The sequence below is a fragment of the Pseudomonas sp. PLB05 genome (genome assembly GCF_021106615.1).
Classification (GTDB): Bacteria; Pseudomonadota; Gammaproteobacteria; order Pseudomonadales; family Pseudomonadaceae; genus Chryseomonas; species Chryseomonas benzopyrenica.
In genome coordinates, this window is the sequence record NZ_JAJOHO010000002.1 from 449629 (window position 1) to 475524 (window position 25896).

Consider the following 25896-nt stretch of genomic DNA (forward strand, 5'->3'; position numbering starts at 1 on the left):
TCCCGTGAGCGAAACTCAAGCCCCCCGCGCCGACGACGTCTCTCCTGATCCAGTCGTGACTTCCGCCTCGCCGCCGCCGCCCCCCCCTCCGACGGGTGCGCGCCGCAAGGGGTCGGGCAAGGCGTCCGGTCTGGCGCTGCTGGCCCTGCTGGTAGCCGCCGGTGGCCTGGGTGTCGGTGGCTGGAGCGTCTGGCAACTGCAGCAGGTGCGGCAGGCCGAGCAGGGCCAGGCCGCCCAGGCCGAGGATCTGCGCAGCCAGCTGCGCCAGCTGGAAATGCGCAACCAGGCCTTGAGTGCCGATCTGGGGCGTCTGCCTTCGGCCGACGAGCTGGAAGAGCGTCGCCGTCAGTTGGGCGCCCTGCAGGGCGATCAGCAGCACCTCGCCGAGCAGTTCAAGGAGGTGGTCGGCCAGAGTCGCCAGGCCTGGCGCCTGACCGAAGCCGAGCACCTGCTGCGCATGGCGACTCTGCGCATGGTCGCGCTGCAGGATGTGCCCAGCGCCCAGAATCTGCTGCAGGGCGTCGATGACATCCTCAAGGCGCAAAACGATCCGGCCGCCTTCAACGCGCGCCAGCAGGTGGCCAATGCCCAGCAGACCCTGCGTCAGTTGCCTGATCTGGATCGTACCGGACAGTTCGTCCAGTTGGCCTCGCTGCGCAACCAGGTGCAGAGCCTGGAGCCCCTGCCGCCGCGCTTCTCCACCACCGTGGCCGACCAGCCTGGCGTGGAAAAGGCCGCGGTTCCGCCAAGCAACGCCCTGCAGCAATGGTGGCAGGATTTCCGCCAGCGCATCTCCAGCTATTTCCGCATCGACTTTTCCGCCGACCAGCCGATCCGTCCGCTGCTGGCCGAGGAGTCCCTGGCCCAGGTGCGCCTTGCCATGAGCCTGGCACTGGAGCAGGCGCAGTGGGCCGTGCTCAACGGCAATCAGGAGGTCTATCGACTCGCCATCGAGCAGGCCGAAGACGTCCTCGCCGCCCACTTCAACAACCAGAATCCCGACAGCCGTGCGGTCAAGCTGCGCCTGCAGGAGCTGGCCGAGCGGCCGGTCACCTTCGAAGCGCCTGACCTGACGCCGGCCTTGACCGCGCTGCAGGCCTACATCGCGCAACGTCAGCAAATCCAGCCGAACAATGCCGCCGCCGGCGCGGCTCAGGAGAATCGCCCATGAAGCGCCTGTACCTGCTGTTCCTGTTCGCCCTGCTCGTCGGCCTGGGCGTTGCCGTGGTGCTGGCCAAGGAGCCGGGCTACGTGCTGCTGTCCTACAGCAACTTCCGCTACGAATCGAGTCTCTGGGCCTTTCTGGCCCTGCTGGTGGCGGTCTGGCTGGCGCTCTACATCCTCAAGCTGGTGCTGGGCGCCCTGGGCCTGACCGGCAAGGTACTCAACCCCTGGTCGCGGCACAACCGCCAACGCCGTCTGGAGCAGGCGCGCCACAAGGGCCAGCTGGAACTGGCCGAAGGCAACTGGAGCGGCGCGCTCAAGCACCTGAAGGGCGCTGCCGAGCACGCCGACCAGCCGCTGTTCGTGCTGCTGGGCGCGGCCCGCGCCGCCAATGAACTCGGCGACCTGGAAGAGCGCGATCGCCTGCTGCGCCAGGCCCGTGAGCGTGAGCCCCAGGCCGACCTGGCCATCGGCCTGCAGCAGGCCCGGCTGCAAATCGATCGTGGCCAGTACCTGGAAGCCCGCGACAGCCTGGCGCCGTTGCAGGCCAAGTATCCGAAGAATGGCGAGGTGCTGCTGCAACTGCAGCGCCTGCAGGTGACCCTGCGCGACTGGCCGGCGTTGATCGCCCTGTTGCCGCAGCTGCGCAAGCAGCAGGTCTTGCGGCCCCAGGAGCAGGACGACCTGGAACGCAAGGTCTGGATCGCCACCCTCGACGAGGTCCCCGCCCAGGGCGCGGAATCGGCGGTAGATGCCAAGTGGCAGCAGGTACCGACGGCGCTCAAGGGTGATGCCTCGGTGGTGCTGGCCTATGCCCGTCAGCTGCGTGCCATCGGCCGCGACGATCTGGCCGAAGAGGTCTTGCACATCACCCTCAATCGCCAGTGGGACGAGCGTCTGGTCGAACTCTATGGCCAATTGCGTCCCCGTGACGCCAGCCGGCCGCTGCACCATGCCGAAGGCTGGCTCAAGGATCGGCCCCAGGATCCGGTGCTGCTGCTGGCCCTGGGGCGGCTGTGCATGAACAACCAGCTGTGGGGCAAGGCGCGGGAGTACCTGGAGCGCAGCCTGGCGCAGCGGCCGTCTGCCGTTACCGCCGGCGAACTGGCCCGGGTGGCCATCCAGCTTGGCGATGTGAACCGCAGTCAGCAGCTCCTGCAGAGTCAATGGCGCGAGTCGGATGCCACGTCGCTGCCGACCCCCAGGGTCTGACGGCGCGTCTCGTCTACCCGGGTCCTTGAAAGGTGCCCGGGCTTTCACTACCGTAACGTCCCAATTCCTTGCTGGAGACGGCGCGTCCGTGAATAGTCCCCGCTTCATCTTTCTGTTCATGGCCGCCACCTGTGCGGTGCTCATGGGTGTCGGTCTCTATCTTGAACACGTGGTCGGCCTCGAGCCCTGCCCGCTGTGCGTCGTGCAGCGGATCTTCTTCATCCTGGTCGGGGTGGTGGCGCTGATCGCGGGCATCCAGGCGCCCGGCAAGCGTGGGCGGCGCATCTATGGCGTGGTCCTACTGCTGCTGGCCGCGGCCGGCGCCGCCACCGCGGGTCGCCAGGTCTATCTGCAGACGGTACCGGCGGAAGAGCTGGCGGCTTGCCTGCCAAGCCTGGACTACATGATGCAGGCACTGCCCTTCCAGGAGATCATCCGCCTGGTTCTGCACGGCACCGCCGACTGCGCCGAGGTCAACTGGACGCTGTTCGGCCTGAGCATCCCGGAATGGAGCCTGCTGGCCTTCGTGGTGCTCATGGCCTTGAGCCTGATCAAGATCTTCCGCCGTCGCTAGTGTGGTGTTTCTGAAGTTCGCGCAAGAGTTGGCGAGTGATTTTTGTTCGGTTCGGCGCCCCGAATGGACTAGGCGCCGGGACGAGTCATAGCAGGGCTATGACGAGGAGTGGCAACGACGTCCAAGGCGGTCCGCCGCTGCGGAGAAAAAGCGCCGCCAAAATTGTGTAGGTAACTTCTGAAACACCACACCAGGCCTTTCTCCGAGCAACGGCACTCGCCTGGCGGGACGATGTCGGTATAGTTCCTGATAACAGCCGGGTGCCTGCGCCCGGATCGTTTCGCCCGCATAGAGAGCTGCCGTCATGCTAGAAACCTGCCGCAATGCCCAGGAACGCTGGGGTGGGGTCCACCAGCTGATCGACCGCTGGCTGATTGCCCGCCGCGAGCTGGTGACCGCTTATGAAACCCTGGACATGGAGCCCCTGCTGGCACCGGTACGCGAGGTGAGCGAACTGGAGCGGCTCTGCGACATGCTGGTCGACTACATGTCCACCGCGCATTTCGAGATCTACGAGCAACTGGTGGCCGAAGCCCGGGAATTCCAGGACGAGCGCGCCATCGAGTTCGCCGACAGCGTCTATCCGCGCCTGCAGGCCCTGACCGACGCCGCGCTGAACTTCAACGACAGATTCGAGCGCGGGGCCTATCGGGACCCGGGTCTGCTGACCATCGAACTCAAGCTGTTGGGTGAAACCCTGCGCGAGCGCTTCGAGCTGGAAGACTGCCTGATCGAGGTGCTGCACACCTCGCACCAGCAACCGCGGCTGGCGTCAGTCTAGACCCGGATCGCTCGTGCCGCCTCGGCCAGCAGGTCGAGGTCCGCTGGCACTGCCTCGCGCGGTGCCAGTGCATGCAGCCAGCCCCTTGAGTCCTGCGCATCGCGGCACGGCCAATGTCCGGCCAGTCGCGCCAGGCGGGCGAGCTGTTCACGCTCCGCGGCCAATTCCAATCCCTTGAGCTGTTCGCGCAGCGCCGCCAGGCGTTCGTCGGCGCCGGACGGCGCCTTCCAGGCCTGCCGCAACTGGCGCAGGGGGCGCACCACCGTGTCCTGCCAGTGCTGCGAGGCCCGCTGCAGCCGGGTCAGCCCCTGGGCATCCAGGGCGCAGGCGCGCCGATCCAGCCAAAGCGCCGTCAGCACCAGGCAGACATCGGCACCGGCTTCCTGCAGACGCAAACAGGCGCCTTCCACGCCGGGCCGGGCGTATACTGCCAACGCGAATTCCCACAGGTCCTCTTGCATGTCCGCCTCCCCATTCGTGGGTGGTGGAGCTGCTACACTCCGCCGCCATGATCCGACTACAGAACCTTACTCTACAGCGTGGTCCACAGCGTCTGCTCGAAAGCGCTGAGCTGACCCTGCATCCCGGCCAGAAAGCCGGTCTGATCGGTGCCAATGGCGCCGGCAAATCCAGTCTCTTCGCCCTCCTGCGTGGGCAGCTCGGGGCCGACGCCGGCGACTGCCACATTCCGGCGGCCTGGCGCATCGCCCACATGCGCCAGGAGGTGGATACCCTGGAGCGGCTGGCGGTGGACTATGTGCTGGACGGTGACATCGACCTGCGCCGCATTCAGCGCGAGCTGGCGGCGGCCGAAGCCGCCCAGGACGGCAACGCCCTCGGCCGGCTGCATGCCGACTTCGAGGCCGCCGACGGCTATACCGCCGATGCCCGGGCGCGCAAGCTGCTGGCCGGTCTGGGCTTCACCGCCGCACAGATGGAGCGCCAGGTCGGCGACTTCTCCGGGGGCTGGCGGATGCGCCTGAACCTGGCCCAGGCGCTGATGTGCCCCTCGGACCTCCTGCTGCTGGACGAACCCACCAACCACCTGGATCTGGACGCCATCCTCTGGCTGGAAGACTGGCTCCAGGGCTATCCCGGCACCCTGATCCTGATCTCCCACGACCGCGACTTCCTCGATGCCGTGGTCGATCATGTGGTGCACCTGGACCAGCAGAAACTGGTGCTCTATCGCGGCGGCTATTCCAGCTTCGAGCGCACCCGCGCCGAACGCCTGGCGCAGCAGCAGCAGGCCTACGACAAGCAGCAGGCCCAGCGCGCCCACATGGAGAAGTACATCGCCCGCTTCAAGGCCCAAGCGACCAAGGCGCGCCAGGCACAGAGCCGGATCAAGGCCCTGGAGCGTCTCGAAGAGCTGGCGCCGGCCCATGTCGACTCGCCCTTCGAGTTCGTCTTCCGCGAGGCGGACAAGCTGTCCAGCCCACTGCTCGACCTGGCCGAGGGTCGGCTCGGCTACGGCGAGACCACCATCCTGCATCCGGTCAAGCTGCAACTGACGCCGGGCGCACGGATCGGCCTGCTCGGCCCCAATGGCGCCGGCAAGTCGACCCTGATCAAGACCCTGGCCGCGGAACTCGAACCCCTCGGCGGCCGGCTGCAGCGTGGTGAGAACCTGGCCATCGGCTATTTCGCCCAGCATCAGCTCGATTCGCTGGACGTCAAGGCCAGTCCGCTGCTGCACCTGCAGCGCATCGCCCCCGGCGAGCGCGAGCAGAGTCTGCGCGATTTCCTCGGCGGCTTCGATTTCCGCGGGCCGCGCTGCGACGAGGCGGTGCTGAATTTCTCCGGTGGCGAGAAGGCGCGCCTGGCCCTGGCGCTGATCGCCTGGCAGAAGCCCAACCTGCTGCTGCTGGACGAGCCCACCAACCACCTGGACCTGGACATGCGCCTGGCCCTGACCCTGGCCCTGCAGGAATTCGCCGGGGCGGTGCTGGTGGTCTCCCACGACCGTCACCTGCTCAAGAGCACCACCGACGAATTCCTGCTGGTGGCCGATGGCAAGGTGCAGGCCTTCGACGGCGATCTGGACGACTACAGTCGCTGGCTGGTGGATTTCCGCGCTCGTCAGGAGCCAGGCCTCGCTACCGGCGAGGGCGCTGCGGTCGACAAGACCGATCGCAAGGCCCAGCGCCAGGCCGCCGCGGCCCTGCGCCAGCAGCTGGCCCCCCTGAAGAAGACCGCCGACAAGCTGGAAGCCGAACTCGGCAAGCTGCAGGAAAAACTCGCCGCCCTGGAAGCTCGGTTGGGTGACAGCGGCCTCTATGACGCCGCGCGCAAGGAGGAGCTGCGCCAAGCGCTGGCCGATCAGGCCGCCGCCAAGAACCGCGAGGCCGAGCTGGAAGAACAATGGCTGGAGGCCTTGGAACGGCTGGAAAGCCTGCAAGCCGAACTCGAGGGGGCCTGATGATCGAGTGGCTGCACACCTGGCTACCGGGTTGGGGCGACTACCTGCTGGTGGCCGGTCAGGTCGCCCTGGTGCTGCTGATCGGCTACGTGCTGCAGCGCATCGTGGCCCGCACGGTCACCGGCCTGGGCGAGCGCTATCCGCTGCCGCCGCAGATCGTCCTGGGGCTGCGCGGGACCCTGCGCTGGTTGATCATGGGCAGCGCCATCCTCATGGCCCTGGAGCGCTTCGGGGTGTCCGCGGCGGTGCTCTGGACGGCCATTTCCGGTTTCGTCGCCGTGGCCGCGGTGGCCTTCTTCGCCATCTGGAGCGTGCTCTCCAACCTGTTCTGCGCAGTGCTGATCTTTACCGTCGGACCCTTCCGCCTGGGTGATCGCATCGAGGTGCTGGACGCCTCGGACAAGCCCGGCATCAAGGGCCGGGTGGTGGCCATCAACATGCTCTTCGTGACCTTGCAGGAACTGGACGACAACCAGGAGGGCGCCCTGGTGCAGATTCCCAACACCCAGTTCTTCCAGAAGTCGGTACGCCGCTGGCGCGATGCCGATGGCTCCTTCGATTTCCATCTCGACAGGTGAACCCATGAGTCTGCAGGTCTGGACCGGTTTCTTCATCGCCTGCTGGATGATCAGCCTCTCGCCAGGTGCAGGCGCCGTCGCCTCCATGAGCGCGGGCGTCAACCACGGTTTCCGGCGCGGCTACTGGACGGCGCTGGGCCTGCAGCTAGGGCTGGCCCTGCAGATCGCCGTGGTCGCCGTGGGCGTCGGCGCCTTGCTGGCGACCTCGCAGCTGGCCTTCACCCTGATCAAGAGTTTCGGGGTGCTCTATCTCGCCTACCTGGCCATCCGCCAATGGCGCGCGGCGCCGCTGGACCTGGGCGAGCAGGTGGTCGGCGAACGTCTGCCACCGCGTATCAGCGCCCTGGTCATGCGCGGGTTCCTGGTCAACGTGAGCAACCCCAAGGCGCTGATCTTCCTGCTCGCGGTATTGCCGCAATTCGTCGATCCCCAGGCGCCCCTGGCCGCGCAGTACCTGATCATCGGGGCGACCATGGTCACCGTCGACCTGATCGTCATGGCCGGCTACACGGGCCTCGCCGCCCGGGTATTGACCCTGCTGCGCACCCCGCGCCAGCAACGTCTGACCAATCGGGTCTTCGCCAGCCTGTTCCTGGCCGCCGCAGCGTTGCTGTCCACGGTGCGCCGCGCCGCGGTGTGAAGCCAGGCGCTACCAGACTACCGGGTGCCCCTGCCAATCCCAGAAACTGCCGGTTTCGGCCGGCGCGCGCGCGGCCAGCACCTCCAGCAGTCGCTCGGCCGCATAGGCGGGCGTGAACAGCTTGTCGACCGGTACCCGCGCCTGGAAAGGGCGGGACAAGGCCGTGTCGGTGGTGCCGGGGTGCAGGGCCAGCACGCAACTCTGGGGGTTGAGCCGGGCGAGTTCGATGCTGGCGCAGCGCAGTCCCTGGTTGAGCGCGGCCTTGGCCATCCGGTAGCCATACCAGCCACCCAGATGATTGTCGCCGATGGAGCCGACCCGTGCCGAGAGTGCCGCGATCTGACAGGGGTGCTGACCCTTGAGCAGCGGCGTCAACTGGCGGATCAGCAGCAGCGGCAGTACGGCATTGGCCAGATAGCTTTCCAGAAGGCCGGCCTGGTCCACCTGTGCCAGGCTCTTCTCGGCACGCGCCCGCTCGCCCTGCAGCAGCCCAGAGGCGCACAGCAGCAGATCCAGGCGTGGCGTCTCGGCCGCCAGCCGGGCCGCCACGTCGGTTGCGGCCAACGGATCGAGGTCGAGCCGCCGCAGCCGCGGGCCATGTCGCCGTGCCAGTGCGGCCAGGGCTTCATGAGTCTCGGCGTGGCGCGCGCAGGCCCAGACCCGCGCGACGTCGTCGCGGGCCAGCAGCTGCTCGCACAGGGCCAGGCCAAGGCCGCCGGTGGCGCCATACACCAGCGCCTGGGCAGGTCGCTCCAGGCGTTGCCAGAAGGTCATGGGGAGCTCCAATCCGATCGCTATCCCTGTCCGACCGCACCGCTGCGCTGGGGTGCGTCGCCGCGGCGCGGTATCCTGGGCTTTTACCGGAGAAATCCCTCGTGATCCTGTGGATCGATGCCGATGCCTGTCCACGCGCCGCCAAGGAGCTGGTCTGCAAATTCGCCCTCAAGCGCAAGCTGGAGGTGGTGCTGGTGGCCGGTCAGCCGCAGATCAAGCCGCCGTTCGCCTGCGTACGCCTGGTGGTGGTCCCCAGTGGACCGGATGCCGCCGACGACCACCTGGTCGAGCAGGCGCAGCCGGGTGACCTGGTGATCTGCAGCGACATCCCCCTGGCCGATCGGCTGGTGAAGAAGGGTGTGGTCGCCCTCGATCCGCGTGGCCAGGAATTCGATGAGCGCAACATGGGCCAGCGCCTGGCCATGCGTAATCTGATGACCGATCTACGCGACCAAGGGCAGATGGGTGGGGGCCAGGCCGGCTATGGTGAGCGTGATCGCCAGGCCTTCGCCAATGCCCTGGATCGGCTGATCACCCGCCTCCAGCGCAACGTCGCGGGCTAGCTGCGATCTGCAGCCGGCTAGGCCGGCACGGACGCAATGGCGGATTGCTGCAGCCAGGTGCGCAAGTGCGGCAACGGCATGGGTCGTCCGAACAGGTAGCCCTGCATGAAGTTGCAGTCATTGGCCTGCAGGAACTGGCGTTGCTCGACGGTTTCCACCCCTTCGGCGACGACATTGAGGCCCAGCTTGTGGGCCATGGCGATGATCGCCGCGGCGATGGCCATGTCGTTGCTCTGCTTGGGAATGGTGCGGACGAAGGCGCGATCCACCTTGAGCGAGTCCACGGGCAGCCGGCTCAGGTAGGCCAGGGACGAATAGCCGCTGCCGAAATCGTCGATGGACACCCGCACGCCCAGGGTACGGATTTCGTTGAGCACCTCAACGGCGACGTTGAGGCTGTGCATCAGCGCATTCTCGGTCACCTCTAGGATCAGCGCCGATGCCGGCAGATCCTCGGCCTGTAGCGTTCGGGCAATGGCTTGAGGCAGTAGCCGATCGCTCAGATTCAGCGCCGAGCAATTTACCGATACCCGTAGGGCCGCATGGCCTTCGCGATGCAGCTGGGCCAAATCGGCGCAGGCCTGGCGCATCACCCAGCCATCCAGGTCGGCGATCAAGCCGGTTTCCTCGGCGACGCGGACGAAGCGCTCGGGACTTAGCGGACCCAGCACCGGATGCTGCCAGCGGACCAGGGCCTCCAGGGCCACCGGAGCACCGGCGGGATCGACGATGGGCTGATAGGCCACATGCAGGCCGCCCTGGCTCAGGGCATGGCGCAGGTCCATCTCCAGGCTGAGCAGGTCGTCGGCATCGCGCTGGAGTTCGGTGGTGAATCTCTGGCTGCGATTGCGCCCGCTGCGCTTGCAATGGCCGACCGCAAGGCCCGCACTGCGCAGCAACTGGCCGGCATTGGCACCGTCCTGGGGATAGTGGGCGATACCCAGGCTGAAGGTCATGGCGATACGCTGTCCAGCCAGCTCGAAGGGCGGTCGCAACTGCTCCAGCAGGCGCATGGCCAGAGGCTGGCTGTCGCCGCGCTGGCCGAGGGGCAGCAGCAGGCTGAATTCGTCACCGGCATAGCGGGCCAGTGGCAGGTCGTTGTCGAGGACCGCGCGGATCCGCTGCGCCATCTGGATCAGCAGTTCATCGCCCAGGGCATGGCCGAGACTGTCGTTGATACGCTTGAAGTGGTCGATGTCGAGCATCAGCAGGGCGAATTGCTCACCGGTGCGGGCCTGGCCGATGGTCCGGTCGACGGTCTGGATGAAGCTGCCGCCGTTAAGCAGGTGGGTGAGGGGATCGTGCAGGGTGATCTGGTCGAGGGTGGTCGAGACCCGCTCCAGCCGCAGGCGCTGGGCATGGAAGCGTTCGCCGGCCCAGGCCGCGAGCAGGCCGACCATGATGATGAACAGGGTGCCGAAGGCGATGCCCATGCCCAGCTCCAGGTGCTGGTTCATTTCCGCCAAGCCGTCGGGTTCGAAGCCGATGGGTACGGCCAGGGTCAGGGCGGCCATGCCGGTGAAGTGCATGGAGACGATGGCGAAGCCCAGGACCAGGCTGCCCAGCAGGCGCAGCCAGAAGGTCCTGATACCGGTCCTGCCACGCAGGCGGAAGGCCAGCAGCAGGGCGCCCAGGAAGGCGAGGCTGGCGATCATCACCGAGACCACCACCAGCAGCGGATCATAGAGCTGCACGGCGACCGATTGCATGGCCAGCATGCCGGTGTAGTGCATGGTCGCGATGCCCAGGCCGGCAGCCAGGGCGGCGAGCAGGTACTGAGGTGCGGTGAGGGATTCACGCCCGATCAGATGCATGACCGTGTAGGACACGGCGATGGCGATCAGCAACGAGGCCAGGGTCTGCCACGGCGCGTAGTGCACATGGATGCCGATCTTGAACGACAGCATGGCGAGGAAATGCATCGACCAGATGCCGCCGCCCAGGGCGATGGCGCCGATCAGTTTGGCCAGCTCGCTGCCGCGACGGGAGCGGCTATTGGTGACCCAGTCGTCCATGGCCAGGGCGGTATAGCCAGCGGCGCTGGCAATCAGGTACGACAGGACCACGAGTACGCTTTCGTACTCGTTGGCAGCCAGGATCTGATGGCCGGGGGGAAGCAAGGTGGAGAAGTTCAGCATGCTCGATCGCCAGCTTGCCGCACGGGGCGTTGAAAGAGGTTGATGCTCAGGGCATCGGCAGCGCTGACCGAGCCTTTAATCCGGTTTCGATAGACGTACCGAGTAAAGAGCTGGCTGGCAATCAGGTCTTGGGCGTACGGCTGCGTCGCCACAGCCAGAGCAGCAGCCCGATGACTACCAGACCGCCCAGCACCATCAGTTCATAGCGCTTGAGATTGCCCAGCACGCCTTCGAGGACGGCACCAAAGTGGTAGGCGGCATAGCCTAGCACCGTGGCCCAGACGATGGCGCCGATGCCATTGAGGATCAGGTAGCGCGCCGGGGGATAACCCGACAGGCCGATCGCCACCGGCATCACCGTGCGCAGGCCATAGACGAAGCGAAAGCTGAGCACCCAGAGATCCGGGTGGCGCCGGATATGCGCCAGGGCCTTCTCGCCAGCAGCTTCCCATTTGGGTTTGCGCGCCAGCAATTTGCGCCCGTGGCGTCGGCCGAGGAAATACCAGAGTTGATCGCCGGCGTAGCTGCCGCAGAAGGCGACCAAGATGACCGTCTGGATGTTCATGTAGTCGCGAAAGGCAAGAAAGCCGGCCAGCACCAGAATGGTTTCGCCCTCGAAAAAAGTACCGAGAAAAAGGGCGAAATAGCCGAAATCGTGGAGGAATTGCTGGAGCATTCGGCGCTACACGAGGTGGATAAGGATGGCGCAGCCTACCCCGGTTGGCGTCTGGAAAGAAAGTGTGACGAACTTCCGTCCGCCGGGTGCCAGACGGTCAGTCCGCGATTTCCATGCGACTCTGTGTCACGCCGGGTCCAGCCGGCGTCTGCCTTGGATAGCACCTATAGGCACACCATATTGTCATCCGTTGTTACCAATCGGTCATGATTGTGGCCTATAACCCCTCACACTGACCCGTGATCCGGGTCCGGGAGTCGATCGTGAGTTTTACCCCCATCAACCGTAGCTATCCTGCCACTCGCATGCGTCGTCAGCGCCGTGACGAATTTTCCCGTCGGTTGATGCGCGAGCATGTGCTGACGGTGGATGACCTGATCCTGCCGGTATTCGTGCTCGACGGTGAAGGCCGCCGCGAGGCGATCCCCTCGATGCCTGGCGTCGAGCGGCTGTCCATCGACCTGCTGCTGGAAGAGGCCGCCGAGCTGGTGGCCCTTGGAATCCCCGCGGTCGCCCTGTTCCCGGTCACCCCTACCGAGCGCAAGTCCCTGGACGGTGCCGAAGCCTACAACCCCGACGGCATCGCCCAGCGCGCCACCCGTGCCTTGCGCGAACACTTCCCCGAGCTGGGGGTGATCACCGACGTGGCCCTGGATCCCTTCACCACCCACGGCCAGGACGGCATCCTCGACGAGCGCGGCTACGTGCTCAACGACATCTCGGTCGAGGTGCTGGTCAAGCAGGCGTTGTCCCATGCCGCCGCCGGGGCCCAGGTGATCGCGCCCTCGGACATGATGGACGGTCGCATCGGCGCCATCCGTGCCGCCCTGGAAGACGCCGGTTATCACAACGTGCAGATCATGGCCTACTCGGCCAAGTACGCCAGTGCCTACTATGGGCCGTTCCGCGACGCCGTCGGCTCGGCCGCCAATCTGGGTAAGGGCAACAAGGCCACCTACCAGATGGATCCGGGCAACAGCGACGAGGCCCTGCACGAGATCGCCGGCGACCTGGCCGAGGGCGCCGACTCGGTGATGGTCAAGCCGGGCATGCCCTATCTGGACATCGTCCGCCGGGTCCGCGAGGAATTCCGCGTGCCGACCTTCGTGTACCAGGTGAGCGGCGAGTACGCCATGCACATGGCCGCGATCCAGAACGGCTGGCTGTCCGAAGCCGTCATCCTCGAGTCGCTCTTGGCCTTCAAGCGTGCCGGGGCCAACGGCATCCTCACCTATTTCGCCAAGCGCGCCGCCCAACAACTTTGCCAGGGGCCTTCGCGTTCCTAAGGAGCTTCAATGAGTAGCCAGGATTTCGTCGAAACCGATCTGCAACAGTCCGTCGCCGCCGAGTCTCCAGAATCCACGGAAGAGACGCTGGCGCTGGACGCCGAGGTGCCGGCCCCCGCCGAATTGCCGGCCGTGCCTAGCGTGCCGGCGGCCAATGTGGATGACAGCAGCCTCTACATCCATCGCGAGTTGTCGCAGCTGCAGTTCAACATCCGGGTGCTGGAGCAGGCCCTCGACGAATCCTATCCGCTGCTCGAACGGCTCAAGTACCTGCTGATCTTTTCCAGCAACCTGGACGAGTTCTTCGAGATCCGCGTGGCGGGCCTGAAGAAGCAGATCACCTTCGCCCGTGAGCAGGCCGGCGCCGACGGCCTGCTGCCGCACCAGGCGCTGGCGCGCATCAGCGACATCGTCCACGGCCAGGTGGAGCGGCAGTACGCCATCCTCAACGACGTGCTGCTGCCGGCCCTGGCCGAGCAGCAGATCCGCTTCATCCGCCGGCGCTACTGGGACGTAAAGATCAAGGCCTGGGTGCGCAAGTTCTTCCGCGACGAGATCGCGCCCATCATCACCCCCATCGGCCTGGATCCGACCCACCCCTTCCCGCTGCTGGTGAACAAGAGCCTCAACTTCATCGTCGAGCTGGAGGGCATGGACGCCTTCGGCCGCGACTCGGGCCTGGCCATCATCCCGGCGCCGCGCCTGCTGCCGCGGATCATCCGGGTGCCGGAGGAGGTCGCCGGACCCGGGGACAACTATGTCTTCCTGTCTTCGATGATCCACGCCCATGCCGACGATCTGTTCCCCGGCATGAAGGTCAAGGGCTGCTTCCAGTTCCGTCTGACCCGTAACGCCGATCTCTCGGTGGACACCGAGGATGTCGAAGACCTGGCCCGCGCCCTGCGCGGCGAGCTGTTCTCTCGGCGCTATGGCGATGCGGTACGGCTCGAGGTGGTGGACATCTGCCCGAAACACCTCACCGACTACCTGCTCAAGCAATTCGGCCTGGGCGAAAACGAGCTGTACAAGGTCAACGGCCCGGTCAACCTGACCCGGCTGTTCTCCATCACCGGCCTGGACAGCCACCCGGAGCTGCAGAACGCCCCCTTCACCCCGACCATTCCCAAGCTGCTGCAGAAGAAGGACAACCTCTTCAACGTGCTGGGCAAGCTCGATGTGCTGCTGCTGCACCCCTTCGAGTCCTTTACCCCGGTGATCGACCTGATGCGCCAGGCGGCCAAGGACCCCAACGTCTTGGCGATCAAGCAGACGCTCTACCGCAGCGGCGCCAACTCCGAGATCGTCGACGCGCTGGTGGACGCGGCGCGCAGCGGCAAGGAGGTAACCGCGGTCATCGAATTGCGCGCGCGTTTCGACGAGGAATCCAACCTGCAGCTGGCCAGCCGCCTGCAGCAGGCCGGCGCCGTGGTCATCTATGGCGTGGTGGGCTTCAAGACCCACGCCAAGATGATGCTGATCCTGCGCCGCGAGAACGGCGAGCTGCGCCGCTATGCCCACCTGGGCACTGGCAACTACCACGCCGGCAACGCCAAGCTGTACACCGACTACAGCCTGCTGACCGCCGACGTGGCCCTCACCGAGGACGTGCACAAGCTGTTCAACCAGCTGATCGGCATGGGCAAGACCCTGCGCATGAAGAAGCTGCTGCACGCGCCCTTCACCCTGAAGAAGAACCTGCTGGAGATGATCAACCGCGAAGCGGTGGCGGCCAGCGAGGGGCGACCGGCGCAGATCATGGCCAAGGTCAACGGCCTTACCGATCCCAAGGTCATCCGCGCCCTCTACAAGGCCAGCCAGGCCGGGGTGAAGATCGACCTGGTGGTGCGCGGCATGTGCTGCCTGCGTCCGGGCGTACCGGGCGTGTCCCACAACATCCAGGTGCGCTCCATCATCGGCCGCTTCCTGGAGCACAGCCGCATCTACTACTTCCTCAACGGCGGCGACGAGAAGCTCTATCTCTCCAGCGCCGACTGGATGGAGCGCAACCTCGACATGCGCGTCGAGACCTGCTTCCCGGTGGAAGGCAAGAAACTCATCAGCCGGGTCAAGAAGGAGCTGGAAGGCTACCTCACCGACAACACCCAGGCCTGGGTGCTGCAGGAAGACGGCAGCTACGTGCGGCAGTCGCCGACCGGCAACCAGAACGCCCGTAGCGTGCAGGCGACGCTGCTGGAGCGGCTGGCCAGTCCGGTGGTGAATACCCGCTGAGGGAGTTTCGGGCCCATGCCGCCATGGGCCCTGACCGTTCCGTAGGTTGGGCTGAGCGCCAGCGAAGCCCAACGTTGCGGGGCTTCAGTAGTGCGGCTTTGGCTGTCTATCGAGTGTTTTGATGGTTCTCGTTTCGCCCACCCGGGCGAGTCACTTTTGCCAGTCGCGGCTGCGCGCCCCGGACAAAAGTAACCAAAAACGCTTGCCCCGGTCATCCGGCCCGGCGCGAAGCGCCGGGTCCACTCACCCCAGCGCCGTTCCGGGGTCGGCCTACACAGGCCGTCCATGGCCCGTTAGGCCTCTCGCCGCATCCATGAGGCTCGACCCACTCCACGACGCTAGGGTCCGTCCTCCTGAACGGGGCGATTTCGCCAGCCTGAAAGTTTTGGTTGGAAAACCAGAGCCGACTAGTAGCGTGGACAACAGCCAAGTCTTGTCCACTGATGACGTCGGTATTCACCTGTGGAAAACGCTGCGCGGTTTTCCACGCTACGAATCCGCTCTAGTTCTGTCTGTAAACACTGTGGCCTCCGGCTGGCGCCCCGTCCCCGTCAGTGAGGCCGAGTTCCGGTGTCGTGGCGGGGGTTGCGAGGCAGGACGCCGAGCAAGGCGCGAGGGGCAGGAAGCCCCTTCGTGCCGTGCCCCTGGAGCGGCGCCGGAACGAGGGGACCCGGAGCGCAGCGTAGGGCCGAAACGTGGGGCAAGCGCTTTTGGTTACTTTTGTCCGGGGCGCGCAGCCGCGTTTGAAAAAAGTGAGTCGCCCGGGTGGGCGAAACAAGGGCCATCAGCAGAACCTGGTAATCAGCCAAGGATTAAGCTGAGTCAAAGCCCAAAGCGCTGGGCTTCGCTGACGCTCAGCCCAACCTACGAAAAATCCCCTCAGCGAACGCTCAACCGATACCCCACCCGCTCCAGCCACTGAGCTTCCAGTTCAAAGTCGGCCTGGGTCAGGGGATTTTCCTCCAGCCAGCCGTCGGGGAACTGCACGTCCAGGCTGCGCTCGCCGGCGCTGAGCTGGACGTCCGGGATGCTCTTGTGGCGGATGTGGTGGAAGAGGATGGCGAAGCGCAGCAGCAGGGTCAGGCGCAGCAGCGGCTCGCCTTCCGGGCCGAGCTCCTGCAGGCGCTCCAAGGGGATGTTGCGGCGATGGCCGCGTACCAGCAGGGCCAGGGCCTGTTGATCGCGGCGGGAGAAGCCGGGCAGGTCCGAGTGCTCGATCAGGTAGGCACCGTGCTTGTGGTACTGGTAGTGGGCGATGTCCAGCCCCACGCCATGCAGGCGCGCCGCCCAGCGCAGCAGTTCGGCATGGTTCTCGTCGGTCAGGGCCCAGGCCTCGGCGACCTGTGCCAGGGACTTCAGGGCGCGCTTTTCCACCCGCTCAGCGTGGCGCTGATCGACGTGGTAGCGCTCGGCCAGGCCCTTGAGGGTGCGTTCGCGCACGTCCTCGTGGCTGTGCCGGCCGATCATGTCGTAAAGGACCCCTTCGCGCAGGGCGCCTTCGGAGAGGTGCATCTCCTGCAGTTCCAGGGCCTTGAACAGGGCTTCGAGAATGGCCAGGCCGCCGGGCAGGATGGCGCGCCGATCCGGCTTCACGCCGTCGATGTTGAGCAGGTTGATGTCGCCCTGCTTGAGCAGCTTGCGCTTGAGCCACTCGATGCCGTCCGGGGTGATCTCGCCAGTGCCGCGACCGGCGGCCTGGATCGCCAGAGCCACGGCGCGAATGGTGCCGGAGGCGCCAAGGGCCTGGTGCCAGCCCATCTCGCGCAGACCCTGGTCGATGTTCATCAATTCCAGACGCGCGGCGGTATAGGCACGGGCGTACTGGGCGGCGGTGATCTTGCCGTCGGCGAAGAAACGCTTGGTGAAGCTGACGCAGCCCATCTGCAGACTCTCGCGCTGCAGGGTTTCGAAGCGCTGGCCGATGATGAATTCGGTGCTGCCGCCGCCGATATCGGTGACCAGGCGACGCCCGGGCACATCGGGCATGGAGTGGGACACGCCCAGATAGATGAGACGCGCCTCTTCGCGACCGGAGATGACCTCGACCGCATGGCCGAGCACGGCTTCGGCGCGCTGGATGAATTCGGCGCGATTGCGTGCCTCGCGCAAGGCGTTGGTGCCCACCACCCGCACGGCGCCGCGCGGCATGCCGGCGATCAGCTGGGCGAAGCGGCGCAGGCAGTCCAGGCCACGCTGGATGGCCTCTTCGCTGAGCAGGCGCGAGTCGTCCAGGCCGGCAGCCAGCTGGATCTTTTCGCCCAGCCGCTCAAGGATGCGGATCTCCCCGTGGAAATTGCGTGCCCGGACGATATGAAAGCTGTTCGAGCCCAAATCGATGGCGGCGATCAGTTCGTGGGGTTCGGCTGGCGAAGGCTGCATCTGGAGGCTCTCGGCGATAAACCGCGCCATCGTGCCAGCTAGCCGGTGACGGCTTCAAGCGCACAGCGGTGACGGTTGCGCAAAGTGGCAGAAAAAATGGGGTTTTTCGGCTCAGGAGGCCACTTGACCGATGAATTGGGCCAGTTCCGGGGTCTGCGGCTGGGCGAACAACGCCTGGGGATGGCCGCTTTCATGCACCTTGCCCTGATGCATGAACACCAGCTTGTCGCCCACCTCGCGGGCGAATCTCATCTCGTGGGTGACCATGATCAAGGTCATGCCTTCGCTGGCCAGTTGCTTGACCACCGCCAGCACCTCGTTGACCAGCTCAGGGTCTAGTGCCGAGGTGATCTCGTCGCACAGCAGCACCTTGGGCGACATGGCCAGGGCGCGGGCGATGGCCACCCGCTGCTGCTGGCCGCCGGACAGCCGATCCGGATAGCTGTCGAATTTTTCCGCCAGGCCGACCCGGTCGAGCATCTGTCGGGCCAGGGCGCGGGCCTCGTCCTTGCTCGTCTTCTTGACCACCTGGGGCGCCAGCATCACGTTCTCGCCCACCGTGAGATGCGGGAAGAGGTTGAACTGCTGGAACACCATGCCGACCTTTTGCCGCAGGGAACGCAGATTGACCCGCGTGGCGTCCAGGTACTCGCCATCCACCTCGATGACGCCGTCGTTGATCGACTCCAGACCGTTCAGGGTGCGCAGCAGGGTGCTCTTGCCCGAGCCGCTCTTGCCGATGATGGCCACCACCTGGCCTTCCTCGACGGTCAGGTCGATGCCCTTGAGCACATGGTGATTGCCATAGTGTTTGTGCAGGGCGGTCACTCTAAGCAGCGGCATGCAGTCTCCTTTCCAGCCAGCGCGCGGCCAGCGACAGGGGGTAGCAGAGGAGGAAGTAGCCCAGGGCGGCGAGGCCGTAGACGGTGAAGGGCTGGTAGGTGGCATTGGCGAGCATGCCGCCGATCTTGGTCAGCTCGGTGAAGCCGATGATGGAGGTCACCGCGGTGCCCTTGACCACCTGTACCGAGAAGCCCACGGTGGGCGCCACGGCGATGCGCAGGGCCTGCGGCAGGATGACGTGGCGCAACTGCTCGAAGCGGGTCAAGGCCAGGCTTTCCGAGGCTTCCCACTGGCCATGGGGAATGGCCTCGACGCAGCCGCGCCAGATCTCGGCGAGGTAGGCGCTGGTGAACAGGGTCAGGGCCACGCCGGCGGCCAGCCAGGCGGGAATCTCCAGCCCCAGCAGCGAGACGCCGAAGAACACCAGGAACAGCTGCATCAATAGTGGCGTGCCCTGGAACAGCTCGATGTGCAGGCGCGCCAGCGTGCGTGGCGTCCGCAGCGGCGACAGTCGTGCCCAGAGCACCAGCAGGCCGGCCAGACCGCCGCCGGCAAAGGCCGCCAGCGAGAGGACAAAGGTCCAGTACAGCCCGGTGCCCAGGTTGCGGACGATGTCCCAGAGGGTGAAGTCCATCAGCGGCCTCCCTGGATGAAGCGCCGACCGATCCAGTGCAGCAGCTGGCGTACGCCGATGGCCATGACCAGATAGAGCAGGGTGGTCAGCAGATAGGTTTCGAAGGCGCGGAAGTTGCGCGACTGGATGAAGTTGGCGGCAAAGGTCAGCTCCTCGGTGGAGATCTGCGAGCAGACCGCCGAACCCAGCATCACGATCACCACCTGGCTCGACAGCGCCGGCCAGACCTTGGCCAGGGCGGGCCTGAGGATCACGTGGCGAAAGGTCTCGGCGCGGGTCATGGCCAGGGCCGCGGCGGCTTCCAGCTGGCCCTTGGGTACCGCCTGGATGCCGGCACGGATGATCTCCGTGGAATAGGCGCCCAGGTTGATCACCATGGCCAGTACCGCCGCCTGCCATTCGCTGATATGCACCCCCAGCGAGGGTAGGCCGAAAAAGATGAAGAACAGCTGGATCAGAAAGGGCGTGTTGCGGATCAGCTCGACATAGACGCCGAACACCCGGTCGAAGGGCTTGAGCTGCCAGGCGCGGCAGACCGCGCCCAGGATGCCCAGGGCGATGCCCAGCACCGCGCCGATGGCGGTCAGCTCCAGGGTGAAGAGGGCGCCCTTGAGCAGCAGGTCACCCTGCTGCAGGACCGGCTGGAAGTCGAACTGATAGGCCATGCCTTACATGTCCTTGGGCAGCGGCTGGCCCAGCCATTTTTCGGCCTGGCGATCCAGGCTGCCGTCGGCGCGAGCGGCGTCGATGATGCTGTCCAGCTTGGCCTTGAGTGCCGGTTCGTGCTTGGCCAGGCCGATGTAGTTGGGCGAATTCTTCAGGGTGAGCTTCATTTCCGGCGCGCGCTCGGGCTTCTTCTCGGCAATGGAGGCCATCACCGAGCTGCCGCTGGCGATGAATTCGGTCTGGCCGGCGAGATAGGCAGCGATGGTGGCGTTGTTGTCTTCGAATCTCTTGATCACCGCCTCCTTGGGCGCCACCTTGCTCAGCTCCATGTCCTCGATGCCGCCGCGGGTCACGGCGATGGTCTTGCCGGCCAACTCCTCGGGCGTGCTCAGGCCGCTGCCCTTGGCGCCGAAGACGCCGAGAAAGAAGGGCGCATACGGCTTGGTGAAGTCGATGACCTGTTCGCGCTCGGGATTCTTGCCCAGGCTGGAGATGACCATGTCCACCTTGCCGGTGGTCAGGAAGGGGATGCGGTTGGTGCTGGTGACGGGGGTCAGCGCCAGCTTGACGCCCAGCTTGTCGGCGACCAACTGGGCGGTGTCGATGTCCAGGCCGCGGGGCTTGAGGTCGGGGCCCACGGTGCCGAAGGGCGGAAAGTCCTGGGGCACGGCGATGCGCACCGTGCCGCGCTGCTGGATATCGGCCAGCTGGTCGGCCTGGACGGGGGTGTGCAGGGCGGTCAGGCCCAGGGCGAGCAGGGAGAGGGCGGTCCAGCGCTTGAGCATGACGAGACTCCGGAAGCAGGATGGGTGGCTGTGCTTAGTGCATTTCATGTGCCAGTCCCTGGCCAGACGGAAGCGAGGGCCGTCAGACCTGAGGATTGGTCTTACTGGTCTGAACAGTTGAACGGCGGCTAAGCAGACCTCTGCTTTTGGTGTGGGCCGCTTTGGTGCGCGCTTGCCGTGTCGTGCTCCGCCATGGGGCCAGGCTTGAACTGGTGGGAAAATCGGCATAAAAGGCGAACTTCCGGACTGACTGGCCTGACCACCCCATGCCCTTCGCTGCCACCCGCGCCGTACCCCAATATGCCGTCGACGCCATTCGCCGGCTGATCGAGACCGAAGGCTATGCCCCCGGCGCGGCGCTCCCGGCGCAGCGTGAGCTGGCCGAGCGGCTGGGAGTGAGTCGCGCCTCCCTGCGCGAGGCGCTGTCCACCCTCAGTGCCCTGGGCCTGGTCAGCGTGCAGCCTGGACGTGGGGTCTATGTCCAGGAGACGGCGAGCACGGCGGACGGACACTGGCCCTTCGCTGGCGAGGTCGCCGCCGCCCATGTCTTCCAGCTGCGCTTTGCCCTCGAAGGCTTCGCGGCCGGTCTGGCCGCCGTTACCCTGGGCCCCGCCGACCTGGATCGCCTGGAGGTCAATCTCGCCGCCCTGCACCGGGCGCTGCGGGCCAATGAGCTGGAAGAAGCGGCCGCGCTGGACTTCGATTTCCATCGCCAGCTGCTGCTGGCCGCGGACAATCCGGCCATGCTGGCAGTGATCACCACCAGCCCCGAGCGCTTTCACGAAAGTCAGAAGCTGCCCTTCGTCCGGCCCGAGCGGGCACTGGAAACCTGGCAGGAACACCGGCGTATCCTTCGGGCCCTGAGTCGCCGCTCGCCGGCAGCGGCGCAAAAGGCCATGCGCGAACATATCCGCAATGCGGCGCTGCGCAGTGGAACCCCTTTCCCGGTGCCCGCTGTCTAACCAGCTGTCCATGATCGGCGGCGCGGTGGTCAAACGGTGCTAAAAAGACCCTATCGCCGGCTCGCCGGATCGTGAGCTGCCTCTGCCATCAATGCCCGTCATAGTCACCATCAATGTTCGAATGCTTTCGAAGTGACGGCAGCAGGGCTATCATGGCCATACTTCAAGTCGCACCCGAATTCGGAGAGAGTCAATGAGCGAATACATCACCAACGTCAGCGACGCCAGCTTCGAGCAGGACGTGCTGAAGTCCGACAGCCCCGTGCTGGTCGACTACTGGGCCGAATGGTGCGGTCCGTGCAAGATGATCGCCCCGGTCCTGGACGAGATCGCCAAGGATTACCAGGGCAAGCTCAAGGTCTGCAAACTGAACATCGATGAAAACCAGGACACCCCGCCCAAGTACGGCGTGCGTGGCATCCCGACCCTGATGCTGTTCAAGAACGGCGCGGTCGAGGCCACCAAGGTCGGTGCCCTGTCCAAGTCGCAACTGGCCGCCTTCCTCGACGCCAACGTCTGAGGAATCCAGTCGAAAGCCCCGCCATGCGGGGCTTTTTTATGCCTGGACGGCTGGACGAGCACCCATGCAGGTGCTAGATTCCAGCCCACGACCCCATCAGCGGGTCGTCTTCTCATCTGCTGCAGCCGTCAGTTCTCCTCTTCAGAACGCATCCCGCGAAGCTAATCTCGCATCCGACCGCTCAGCTCGATTCCCTCCTTCGCCTCTTCTCACGTCAACATACGTCTATGAATCTGACCGAACTCAAGCAAAAGCCCATCACGGAACTGTTGGAAATGGCGGATGCCGCGGGCTTGGAAAACATGGCCCGGTCCCGCAAGCAGGACATCATCTTCGCGCTGCTCAAGAAGCATGCGAAAGGTGGCGACGAGATTTCCGGAGATGGCGTGCTGGAGATCCTGCAGGACGGCTTCGGCTTCCTGCGTAGCGCCGACTCCTCCTACCTGGCCGGTCCCGACGACATCTATGTCTCTCCCAGCCAGATCCGCCGCTTCAACCTGCGCACCGGCGATACCATCATCGGCAAGATTCGTCCGCCGAAAGAGGGCGAGCGCTACTTCGCGTTGCTCAAGGTCGACACCATCAACTTCGACCGGCCGGAAAACGCCAAGAACAAGGTGCTGTTCGAGAACCTCACGCCCCTGTTCCCCAACAAGCGCCTGACCATGGAAGCCGGCAACGGCTCCACCGAAGACCTCACCGGTCGGGTCATCGACCTCTGCGCCCCCATCGGCAAGGGTCAGCGCGGTCTGATCGTCGCGCCGCCCAAGGCCGGCAAGACCATCATGCTGCAGAACATCGCGGCCAACATCACCCGCAACAATCCCGAGTGCTACCTCATCGTGCTGCTCATCGACGAGCGTCCCGAGGAAGTGACCGAGATGCAGCGCACCGTGCGCGGTGAAGTGGTGGCCTCCACCTTCGACGAGCCGCCGACCCGCCACGTGCAGGTCGCCGACATGGTGATCGAGAAGGCCAAGCGCCTGGTCGAGCACAAGAAGGACGTGGTCATCCTGCTGGATTCCATCACCCGTCTGGCGCGGGCCTTCAACACCGTGATCCCCAGCTCCGGCAAGGTGCTCACCGGTGGTGTCGACGCCCACGCCCTGGAGAAGCCCAAGCGCTTCTTCGGCGCCGCCCGTAACATCGAGGAAGGCGGCAGCCTGACCATCATCGCTACCGCGCTGGTGGAAACCGGCTCGAAGATGGACGAGGTGATCTACGAGGAATTCAAGGGCACCGGCAACATGGAACTGCCCCTGGAGCGTCGGATCGCCGAGAAGCGCGTCTTCCCGGCCATCAACATCAACAAGTCCGGCACCCGCCGCGAAGAGCTGCTCACCGACGAGGAAGAGCTGTCGCGCATGTGGATTCTGCGCAAGATCCTGCATCCGATGGACGAGATCGCCGGGATCGAATTCCTCCTCGACAAGTTGCGTCAGACCAAGACCAACAACGAGTTCTTCGATTCGATGAAGCGCAGCAAGTAAGGCGCAGTCGCAAGCAAAGGCCGGGAAATCCCGGCCTTTGGCGTTTCTGGGCCAATGCTTTCTCGATGCGCGACTCAGGCGGTAGACTGCCAGACTTTCCCCAGTGCCAAGAGGCCGCATGCAATACCGAGATCTGCGTGACTTCATCCGCAGCCTGGAGCAGCGTGGTGAACTGAAGCGCGTGACCGCCCCGGTCTCGCCGATCCTCGAGATGACCGAAATCTGCGACCGGACCCTGCGCAAGCAGGGCCCGGCGCTGCTGTTCGAGAATCCCGTGGGCTTCTCCATGCCCGTGCTGGGCAACCTGTTCGGTACGCCCCAGCGCGTGGCCCTGGGCATGGGCGCCGAAGACGTCGGCGCCCTGCGCGAGATCGGCAAGCTGCTGGCCTTTCTCAAGGAGCCCGAGCCGCCCAAGGGCCTGAAGGACGCCTGGTCGAAGCTGCCGATCTACAAGAAGGTCATCAGCATGGCGCCCAAGGTCCTCAAGGATGCGCCTTGCCAGGAAGTGATCGAAGAAGGCGAGGCGGTCGATCTGGGCAAGCTGCCGATCCAGCACTGCTGGCCGGGCGACGTGGCGCCGCTGATCACCTGGGGCCTGACCGTCACCCGCGGACCCAACAAGGAACGCCAGAACCTTGGCATCTATCGTCAGCAGGTCATCGGCCGCAACAAGTTGATCATGCGCTGGCTGAGCCACCGCGGCGGCGCCCTGGATTTCCGCGAGTGGTGCCAGAAGCATCCCGGCCAGCCCTACCCGGTGGCCGTGGCCCTGGGCGCGGATCCGGCCACCATCCTCGGTGCGGTCACGCCGGTGCCCGATACCCTGTCCGAATACGCCTTCGCCGGCCTGCTGCGCGGCAGTCGCAGCGAGCTGATCAAGTGCGTGGGCAACGACCTGCAGGTGCCGGCCAGCGCCGAAATCGTGCTGGAAGGGGTCATCCATCCGGGTGAGACGGCGCCGGAAGGCCCCTATGGTGACCATACCGGCTACTACAACGAGGTCGATACCTTCCCGGTGTTCACCGTGGAACGCATCACCCGCCGGCGCGACCCCATCTATCACAGCACCTACACCGGGCGACCGCCGGACGAGCCGGCCATCCTCGGCGTGGCGCTCAACGAAGTCTTCGTGCCCATCCTGCAAAAGCAGTTTCCGGAAATCGTCGACTTCTACCTGCCGCCGGAAGGCTGCTCCTACCGCATGGCGGTGGTGACCATCAAGAAGCAGTACCCCGGCCATGCCAAGCGGGTGATGCTGGGCGTCTGGTCGTTCTTGCGGCAGTTCATGTACACCAAGTTCGTGATCGTCACCGACGACGACATCAATGCCCGCGACTGGAACGATGTCATCTGGGCGGTCACCACGCGCATGGATCCCAAGCGCGACACCGTGATGATCGACAACACCCCCATCGACTACCTGGACTTCGCCTCGCCGATCTCCGGCCTGGGCTCGAAGATGGGCCTGGATGCCACCCACAAGTGGCCGGGCGAAACCACGCGTGAGTGGGGGCGGGCGATCGTCAAGGACGAAGCGGTGGTCAAACGGGTGGACGAGATGTGGTCCAGTCTCGGGATCGATTAACGGAGACGACGATGAAGGTCACCCTGCAGCCCTCGGGTGCGGTATTGGAAACCCAGCCCGGCGAAGCCATCCTGGCCGCCGCGCAGCGTCTCGGCTACAGCGGACCGCACAGCTGCCGCAACGGCAACTGCCAGCTCTGCGCCGCGCTGCTGGTGGAGGGGCAGGTCACCCAGCACGGAAAGACCGTCGATCACGGCGAGGTCTATGTCTGCGTGGCGGTACCGCTCGGCGATTGCTTGCTGCAGTGGGATGGCGTCCTGGCGCCCGGTGAGTTGCCGGTGCGTCAGCTGGCCTGTCAGGTGGTTGCCCTGGATGACGTGGGGGGCGATGTCCGCCGGGTGCGCCTGCGCGCGCCGGCCGGCCGGGCGCCGCGCTATCACGCCGGTCAGTACCTGTTGATCCAGCGCGATGACGGCAAGCAATCGGCCTTTTCCCTGGCCTCGGCGCCCCACCAGGGGCGTGAGCTGGAATTGCACGTGCTGGCCCGCGAGGCCAGCAGCCAGGCGCTGCTGGCGCAACTGGAAAGCAGGGGCATGGCCCAGGTCGAGTTGCCCTATGGCGACGCCCATCTGGCCGAATTGCCTGAAGGCCCCCTGGTACTGATCGCCGCCGGGACCGGCATGGCGCAGATGCACAGCCTGATCGAAGACGCCCGTACCCGGGGCTTCGCCCATCCGGTGCACCTCTACTGGGGCGTGCGCACGCCGGACGACTTCTATGCCATCGAGGCCTGGGACGCCTGGGCGGAACTGCCCAATCTCACCCTGAACCGGGTGGTGAGCGAGGCCTGTGGCTGGGAAGGGCGCTGCGGTCTGTTGCATGAGGTGGTGCGCGCGGATTTCGCTGACCTGGGCGGCCTGCACGTCTATGCCAGCGGCTCGCCGGCGATGGTCTATGCCACCCTGGATGCCCTGGTGGACGCCGGCATGGACGCGCACCAGATGCGCGCCGACGTCTTCGCCTACGCGCCGCGGGGGTGAGCCTATCGCGGCCAT

Annotated in this window: 24 protein-coding genes; 15 read left to right on the forward strand and 9 right to left on the reverse strand. The window is 65.6% G+C overall.

Annotated elements, in window-relative coordinates:
- Window positions 1–4: 4 nt before the first annotated feature.
- From LRS53_RS08760 to LRS53_RS08775, 4 genes are all read left to right on the forward strand, one after another.
- Window positions 5–1171 carry a uroporphyrinogen-III C-methyltransferase gene (locus tag LRS53_RS08760; protein WP_231355648.1) on the forward strand — a complete coding sequence of 389 codons (1167 nt, stop codon included), beginning with the start codon at window positions 5–7 and terminating at the stop codon, window positions 1169–1171.
- Complete coding sequence (locus LRS53_RS08765; RefSeq protein WP_231355649.1) at window positions 1168–2376, forward strand: heme biosynthesis HemY N-terminal domain-containing protein; 1209 nt, start codon at window positions 1168–1170, stop codon at window positions 2374–2376. The genes LRS53_RS08760 and LRS53_RS08765 overlap by 4 nt, the downstream gene beginning before the upstream one ends.
- A gap of 88 nt (window positions 2377–2464) precedes the next feature.
- Window positions 2465–2950 (forward strand): disulfide bond formation protein B, encoded by a 486-nt coding sequence (locus LRS53_RS08770; RefSeq protein ID WP_017639399.1) that lies wholly within the window; start codon window positions 2465–2467, stop codon window positions 2948–2950.
- A gap of 304 nt (window positions 2951–3254) precedes the next feature.
- Window positions 3255–3731 (forward strand): Rsd/AlgQ family anti-sigma factor, encoded by a 477-nt coding sequence (locus LRS53_RS08775; RefSeq protein ID WP_017639400.1) that lies wholly within the window; start codon window positions 3255–3257, stop codon window positions 3729–3731.
- Here the strand turns inward: LRS53_RS08775 and LRS53_RS08780 are convergent.
- Window positions 3728–4192 carry a TIGR02444 family protein gene (locus LRS53_RS08780; RefSeq protein ID WP_231355650.1) on the reverse strand — a complete coding sequence of 155 codons (465 nt, stop codon included), beginning with the start codon at window positions 4190–4192 and terminating at the stop codon, window positions 3728–3730. The genes LRS53_RS08775 and LRS53_RS08780 overlap by 4 nt on opposite strands.
- 47 nt (window positions 4193–4239) lie before the next feature.
- Here LRS53_RS08780 and LRS53_RS08785 point away from each other — a divergent pair, with 47 nt between their 5' ends.
- The 3 genes from LRS53_RS08785 to LRS53_RS08795 are packed head-to-tail and all read left to right on the forward strand — an operon-like array spanning window position 4240 to window position 7371.
- Window positions 4240–6153, forward strand: a complete 1914-nt coding sequence (locus LRS53_RS08785) for an ATP-binding cassette domain-containing protein (RefSeq protein WP_231355651.1) — start codon at window positions 4240–4242, stop codon at window positions 6151–6153.
- Entirely contained in the window at window positions 6153–6731 is a 579-nt protein-coding gene (locus LRS53_RS08790; RefSeq protein WP_017639403.1) for a mechanosensitive ion channel family protein, read from the forward strand. The genes LRS53_RS08785 and LRS53_RS08790 overlap by 1 nt, the downstream gene beginning before the upstream one ends.
- 4 nt (window positions 6732–6735) lie before the next feature.
- Window positions 6736–7371 carry a LysE family transporter gene (locus tag LRS53_RS08795; protein ID WP_231355652.1) on the forward strand — a complete coding sequence of 212 codons (636 nt, stop codon included), beginning with the start codon at window positions 6736–6738 and terminating at the stop codon, window positions 7369–7371.
- Window positions 7372–7380: 9 nt separating this feature from the next.
- On the opposite strand, the gene LRS53_RS08800 is transcribed toward LRS53_RS08795, so the two are convergent.
- Entirely contained in the window at window positions 7381–8145 is a 765-nt protein-coding gene (locus LRS53_RS08800) for an SDR family NAD(P)-dependent oxidoreductase (RefSeq protein WP_231355653.1), read from the reverse strand.
- 101 nt (window positions 8146–8246) lie between these two features.
- Between LRS53_RS08800 and LRS53_RS08805 the strand changes: the two genes are divergently transcribed.
- Window positions 8247–8708 carry a YaiI/YqxD family protein gene (locus tag LRS53_RS08805; RefSeq protein ID WP_231355654.1) on the forward strand — a complete coding sequence of 154 codons (462 nt, stop codon included), beginning with the start codon at window positions 8247–8249 and terminating at the stop codon, window positions 8706–8708.
- A gap of 17 nt (window positions 8709–8725) precedes the next feature.
- Here the strand turns inward: LRS53_RS08805 and LRS53_RS08810 are convergent, their stop codons facing one another.
- Together LRS53_RS08810 and LRS53_RS08815 are read right to left on the reverse strand one after the other, a co-directional pair.
- A complete protein-coding gene (locus tag LRS53_RS08810) occupies window positions 8726–10846 on the reverse strand; it encodes a putative bifunctional diguanylate cyclase/phosphodiesterase (protein WP_231355655.1) in 2121 nt (706 codons plus the stop codon).
- A gap of 121 nt (window positions 10847–10967) precedes the next feature.
- The gene (locus LRS53_RS08815; protein ID WP_017639408.1) at window positions 10968–11522 is read right to left on the reverse strand and encodes a DedA family protein; all 555 of its coding nucleotides are present in this window, start codon (window positions 11520–11522) and stop codon (window positions 10968–10970) included.
- A 263-nt stretch (window positions 11523–11785) separates the two neighbouring features.
- Here LRS53_RS08815 and hemB point away from each other — a divergent pair, with 263 nt between their 5' ends.
- Both hemB and ppk1 read left to right on the forward strand, forming a co-directional pair.
- Window positions 11786–12808: a porphobilinogen synthase gene (gene hemB / locus LRS53_RS08820; RefSeq protein ID WP_231355656.1), complete on the forward strand. Its 1023-nt coding sequence runs from the start codon at window positions 11786–11788 to the stop codon at window positions 12806–12808.
- Between the two features lie 9 nt (window positions 12809–12817).
- Complete coding sequence (gene ppk1 / locus LRS53_RS08825) at window positions 12818–15037, forward strand: polyphosphate kinase 1 (RefSeq protein ID WP_068384676.1); 2220 nt, start codon at window positions 12818–12820, stop codon at window positions 15035–15037.
- Window positions 15038–15916: 879 nt separating this feature from the next.
- Here the strand turns inward: ppk1 and ppx are convergent.
- The 5 genes from ppx to LRS53_RS08850 all read right to left on the reverse strand — a co-directional run bounded on the left by ppx (window position 15917) and on the right by LRS53_RS08850 (window position 20344).
- Window positions 15917–17416, reverse strand: a complete 1500-nt coding sequence (gene ppx, locus LRS53_RS08830) for an exopolyphosphatase (RefSeq protein WP_026083659.1) — start codon at window positions 17414–17416, stop codon at window positions 15917–15919.
- Between the two features lie 111 nt (window positions 17417–17527).
- Entirely contained in the window at window positions 17528–18259 is a 732-nt protein-coding gene (locus LRS53_RS08835) for an amino acid ABC transporter ATP-binding protein (RefSeq protein WP_231355657.1), read from the reverse strand.
- Window positions 18246–18896 (reverse strand): amino acid ABC transporter permease, encoded by a 651-nt coding sequence (locus LRS53_RS08840; RefSeq protein ID WP_173148739.1) that lies wholly within the window; start codon window positions 18894–18896, stop codon window positions 18246–18248. The genes LRS53_RS08835 and LRS53_RS08840 overlap by 14 nt, the downstream gene beginning before the upstream one ends.
- Complete coding sequence (locus LRS53_RS08845; protein WP_160922037.1) at window positions 18893–19558, reverse strand: amino acid ABC transporter permease; 666 nt, start codon at window positions 19556–19558, stop codon at window positions 18893–18895. The genes LRS53_RS08840 and LRS53_RS08845 overlap by 4 nt, the downstream gene beginning before the upstream one ends.
- A gap of 3 nt (window positions 19559–19561) precedes the next feature.
- On the reverse strand, window positions 19562–20344 hold the full coding sequence (locus LRS53_RS08850) for a transporter substrate-binding domain-containing protein (RefSeq protein ID WP_017639415.1): 783 nt from the start codon (window positions 20342–20344) through the stop codon (window positions 19562–19564).
- 266 nt (window positions 20345–20610) lie between these two features.
- Here LRS53_RS08850 and LRS53_RS08855 point away from each other — a divergent pair, with 266 nt between their 5' ends.
- From LRS53_RS08855 to LRS53_RS08875, 5 genes are all read left to right on the forward strand, one after another.
- Window positions 20611–21306: a FadR/GntR family transcriptional regulator gene (locus tag LRS53_RS08855; RefSeq protein WP_017639416.1), complete on the forward strand. Its 696-nt coding sequence runs from the start codon at window positions 20611–20613 to the stop codon at window positions 21304–21306.
- 193 nt (window positions 21307–21499) lie between these two features.
- Entirely contained in the window at window positions 21500–21826 is a 327-nt protein-coding gene (trxA, locus tag LRS53_RS08860; protein WP_017639417.1) for a thioredoxin TrxA, read from the forward strand.
- 227 nt (window positions 21827–22053) lie between these two features.
- Entirely contained in the window at window positions 22054–23316 is a 1263-nt protein-coding gene (gene rho / locus LRS53_RS08865; RefSeq protein ID WP_017639418.1) for a transcription termination factor Rho, read from the forward strand.
- Window positions 23317–23434: 118 nt separating this feature from the next.
- Complete coding sequence (gene ubiD, locus LRS53_RS08870; RefSeq protein WP_017639419.1) at window positions 23435–24901, forward strand: 4-hydroxy-3-polyprenylbenzoate decarboxylase; 1467 nt, start codon at window positions 23435–23437, stop codon at window positions 24899–24901.
- A gap of 11 nt (window positions 24902–24912) precedes the next feature.
- A complete protein-coding gene (locus tag LRS53_RS08875; RefSeq protein WP_231355658.1) occupies window positions 24913–25881 on the forward strand; it encodes a CDP-6-deoxy-delta-3,4-glucoseen reductase in 969 nt (322 codons plus the stop codon).
- The last annotated feature ends 15 nt before the right edge of the window (window positions 25882–25896 follow it).

What these genes read in the sequence shown, in the direction of transcription:
- LRS53_RS08765 (WP_231355649.1), top strand. Translation starts at nt 1,168, where the DNA reads ATGAAGCGCCTGTACCTGCTGTTCCTGTTCGCCCTGCTCGTCGGCCTG.
- LRS53_RS08775 (WP_017639400.1), top strand. Translation starts at nt 3,255, where the DNA reads ATGCTAGAAACCTGCCGCAATGCCCAGGAACGCTGGGGTGGGGTCCAC.
- LRS53_RS08780 (WP_231355650.1), bottom strand. Translation starts at nt 4,192, where the DNA reads ATGCAAGAGGACCTGTGGGAATTCGCGTTGGCAGTATACGCCCGGCCC.
- LRS53_RS08785 (WP_231355651.1), top strand. Translation starts at nt 4,240, where the DNA reads ATGATCCGACTACAGAACCTTACTCTACAGCGTGGTCCACAGCGTCTG.
- LRS53_RS08790 (WP_017639403.1), top strand. Translation starts at nt 6,153, where the DNA reads ATGATCGAGTGGCTGCACACCTGGCTACCGGGTTGGGGCGACTACCTG.
- LRS53_RS08795 (WP_231355652.1), top strand. Translation starts at nt 6,736, where the DNA reads ATGAGTCTGCAGGTCTGGACCGGTTTCTTCATCGCCTGCTGGATGATC.
- LRS53_RS08800 (WP_231355653.1), bottom strand. Translation starts at nt 8,145, where the DNA reads ATGACCTTCTGGCAACGCCTGGAGCGACCTGCCCAGGCGCTGGTGTAT.
- LRS53_RS08810 (WP_231355655.1), bottom strand. Translation starts at nt 10,846, where the DNA reads ATGCTGAACTTCTCCACCTTGCTTCCCCCCGGCCATCAGATCCTGGCT.
- LRS53_RS08815 (WP_017639408.1), bottom strand. Translation starts at nt 11,522, where the DNA reads ATGCTCCAGCAATTCCTCCACGATTTCGGCTATTTCGCCCTTTTTCTC.
- ppk1 (WP_068384676.1), top strand. Translation starts at nt 12,818, where the DNA reads ATGAGTAGCCAGGATTTCGTCGAAACCGATCTGCAACAGTCCGTCGCC.
- ppx (WP_026083659.1), bottom strand. Translation starts at nt 17,416, where the DNA reads ATGCAGCCTTCGCCAGCCGAACCCCACGAACTGATCGCCGCCATCGAT.
- LRS53_RS08835 (WP_231355657.1), bottom strand. Translation starts at nt 18,259, where the DNA reads ATGCCGCTGCTTAGAGTGACCGCCCTGCACAAACACTATGGCAATCAC.
- LRS53_RS08845 (WP_160922037.1), bottom strand. Translation starts at nt 19,558, where the DNA reads ATGGCCTATCAGTTCGACTTCCAGCCGGTCCTGCAGCAGGGTGACCTG.
- LRS53_RS08850 (WP_017639415.1), bottom strand. Translation starts at nt 20,344, where the DNA reads ATGCTCAAGCGCTGGACCGCCCTCTCCCTGCTCGCCCTGGGCCTGACC.
- LRS53_RS08855 (WP_017639416.1), top strand. Translation starts at nt 20,611, where the DNA reads ATGCCCTTCGCTGCCACCCGCGCCGTACCCCAATATGCCGTCGACGCC.
- trxA (WP_017639417.1), top strand. Translation starts at nt 21,500, where the DNA reads ATGAGCGAATACATCACCAACGTCAGCGACGCCAGCTTCGAGCAGGAC.
- rho (WP_017639418.1), top strand. Translation starts at nt 22,054, where the DNA reads ATGAATCTGACCGAACTCAAGCAAAAGCCCATCACGGAACTGTTGGAA.
- ubiD (WP_017639419.1), top strand. Translation starts at nt 23,435, where the DNA reads ATGCAATACCGAGATCTGCGTGACTTCATCCGCAGCCTGGAGCAGCGT.
- LRS53_RS08875 (WP_231355658.1), top strand. Translation starts at nt 24,913, where the DNA reads ATGAAGGTCACCCTGCAGCCCTCGGGTGCGGTATTGGAAACCCAGCCC.